Here is a 2,766-nt window from a genome sequence, read left to right on the forward strand (position 1 = left end):
GCCGATCAGCGGGTGGCGCCGCATGATGGCCTGCTCTTCCGGGGTGTGCCGCCCGGGTTTGAGCAGAATCAGGTCGGGAATGCCGATCTTGCCGATGTCATGCATCGGTGCGGCGGTTTCGATCTCATCGCATTCCATCGCGGTGAGCTTGAGTTCTTCGGCGATCAGGCGGGCGTATTTCGCCATGCGGATGATGTGGTTGCCGGTTTCCTCATCGCGGTATTCGCCTGCCTTGGCCAGCTTCATCAGGGTTTCGCGCTCGCGCGTGCGCACCTCGCGGGTGGCCAGCATGACCTGGTCTTCCAGCCACAGTGCGCGGTCGGCCAGCATTTTCTGGCTGCGCCGCAACGCCAGCAGGTTGAGACAGCGGGCGCGGTATTCCTGTGGGTCGATCGGTCGGGTGAGGAAGTCGGTGGCGCCGTTTTCCAGTGCTTGATAGCGGATCTGGCGGTCTTCCACCACGGTGACGATGATCAGCGGCACGTCGGCCAGGCGCCGTTCCGCGCGGACACGGCGGGTGAACTCGATGCCGTCCATGCCCGGCATGCGGTAGTCGCTTATGATGAGGTCAGGCGTCACGCGTTGCATCTGCGCCAGAGCGTCCAGCGGGTCGGCAAAGCTTTCCACCACCACGCCGGGCTCCAGCGTGCGCGCCAGGCCTTCGAGCAGGCTGCGTGCGGTGCTGCGATCGTCGACAATCACCACCCGCGCCCCGCCGCGCAGGGACGCATCGTGCGGGACGGTCGGCAAGGAGGAGGGCACGATGCGCAACTGCTTGGCGGACACTATTTTTCTACCTTGAACGGTTGATCATTCCACGGCTGATCATTCCATGGCTTCGCTGAATTATCGGGCAGGTAAGACATGAACTTTAACGCGCAGGAGAGACGAAATGAAGAAAAACATGTTGCTGGGTCTGCTGGCTGGATGGGTCGCGCTGTTTTCACTGTCGGCTTTTGCCGAGCCGGTGGCGGATTATGCGCGCGAGAAGAAATGGGCGGATGAAGTGGTGCCAGGACTGGTGGTGGGTGATCCAGTCTACCTGCAGACGCCGCGCGGCCACCACAAGTTCCTCACGCTGTTTACCCCGGCGGACACCGGCAAGGCGGCCATCGTCGTCCACGGCATGGGCATCCACCCCAACTGGGGCATGGTCGGCACCCTGCGCACCGAACTGGCCGACCGTGGCTTCGCCACGCTCTCGATCCAGATGCCGATCCTCGCCGCCGACGCCAGGGGCGAAGCCTACCCGCCGACCTTCCCCGAAGCCGCCGAGCGCATTGCCGAGGCGGTCGCGTTTCTCAAGGCCAAGGGCTATACGCGGATTGCCATCGTCTCCCACAGCATGGGTTCGCGCATGAGCCGCGTGTATCTGGCGGGCAAACCGGATGCCGCGGTGAAGTCGTGGGCGAGCCTGGGGATTCCGCAGGACGACTACAAGGCGGTGAAGCTGCCGATTCTGGACCTGTACGGCGACAACGACCTACCGCAGGTGCTGGCGAACGCAGGCAAGCGCAAGCAGAGCCTGGCGGCCAAGGATTCAAGGCAGGTGATGGTTGCCCGCGCCGACCACTTCTTCACCGGGAGCGAAAGCGAGATGGTGGGGGCGGTGGCGGATTTCCTGAATGCGACGTTGAAATAAAGTTGAAACCTTGCCTATCCGGTTTGTTGCCAAAACCAATCCCCTGTAGATACCGCCTTGGGTACGCTCAATCACTTTGGCAACAAACCGGATAGGCAAGGTTGAAACAAATCAGCGCCAAAATCACTTAGCCCAGCAGCCGCGACATCGCCTCGTGATATTTTTCGCTGGTCTTTGCGACGATTTCGGCCGGCAGCGCCGGTCCCGGCGCCTGCTTGTTCCAGCCGCTGGCTTCCAGCCAGTCGCGCACGAACTGCTTGTCGAAGCTGGGTGGGTTGCTGCCGGGCTGGTACTGATCGGCCGGCCAGAAGCGCGACGAGTCCGGGGTCAGCGCCTCGTCGATCCAAACCAGTTTGCCAGCTTCGTCGACCCCGAATTCGAACTTGGTGTCGGCGATGATGATGCCGCGTGTGAGCGCGTACGCTGCGGCGGCCTTGTACAGGGCAAGGCTGACGTCGCGTACCTGGGTCGCCAGATCGGCGCCGATCAATTCGGCCATCTGTTCAAACGCGATGTTCTCGTCGTGTGCGCCGACCGCGGCCTTGGTCGACGGCGTGAAAATCGGCTGCGGCAGGCGGTCGGCCTGCTTCAGACCTGCCGGCAGCGCGATGCCGCACACTGACTGGCTGATCTGGTATTCCTTCCAGCCTGATCCCACCAGATAGCCGCGCACGATGGCTTCCACCGGCAGCGCCTTGAGCTTTTTCACCACGATGGCGCGGCCGGCCACCTGGTCGCGTTCGTTTGTCGCGACCACCGTTTCGGGCGCGATGTCGAGCGCCTGGCTCGGCACGATGGCTTTGAGCTTGTCGAACCAGAAGGCCGATACTTTGGTGAGTACCTCGCCCTTGCCGGGGATCGGCGTCGGCATCACCACGTCGAACGCAGACAGGCGGTCGGTGGTGACGATCAGCAGCTTGTCGTCGCCGACGGCGTAGATGTCGCGCACCTTGCCGCGATGCACCAGCGGCAGGGAGGCGATGCGCGATTCGAATAAGGGTTGGCCGAGGAGCGGTGCGGACATGGCGGGCGTTGCGGAATCGGGAGAGCCGGCATTATAGCTGCCGCCATAGAGGGCGCTGGCCTCGTACACGCCGCGCAGTTCGCGCAGCGCCACCAGCAGC

3 protein-coding genes are annotated in these 2,766 nt (G+C 63.3%); 1 reads left to right on the plus strand and 2 read right to left on the minus strand.

What is annotated here, in order from left to right:
• Positions 1–786: response regulator (locus ABW22_RS15570; protein WP_237763382.1), on the minus strand; the 786-nt coding region annotated here is incomplete at its 3' end.
• Between the two features lie 106 nt (positions 787–892).
• Here ABW22_RS15570 and ABW22_RS15575 point away from each other — a divergent pair.
• A complete protein-coding gene (locus ABW22_RS15575) occupies positions 893–1,642 on the plus strand; it encodes an alpha/beta hydrolase (protein ID WP_059758956.1) in 750 nt (249 codons plus the stop codon).
• Between the two features lie 127 nt (positions 1,643–1,769).
• Here the strand turns inward: ABW22_RS15575 and ABW22_RS15580 are convergent, their stop codons facing one another.
• Positions 1,770–2,666, minus strand: a complete 897-nt coding sequence (locus ABW22_RS15580; protein WP_059759005.1) for a phosphoribosylaminoimidazolesuccinocarboxamide synthase — start codon at positions 2,664–2,666, stop codon at positions 1,770–1,772.
• Between the last annotated feature and the right edge of the window lie 100 nt (positions 2,667–2,766).

It is taken from the genome of Thiobacillus denitrificans (genome assembly GCF_001530125.1).
Taxonomy (GTDB): Bacteria; Pseudomonadota; Gammaproteobacteria; order Burkholderiales; family Thiobacillaceae; genus Thiobacillus; species Thiobacillus denitrificans_C.

Excerpts from the sequence above, each read along its gene's own strand:
- ABW22_RS15575 (WP_059758956.1), top strand. The coding sequence starts at position 893 with ATGAAGAAAAACATGTTGCTGGGTCTGCTGGCTGGATGGGTCGCGCTG.
- ABW22_RS15580 (WP_059759005.1), bottom strand. The coding sequence starts at position 2,666 with ATGTCCGCACCGCTCCTCGGCCAACCCTTATTCGAATCGCGCATCGCC.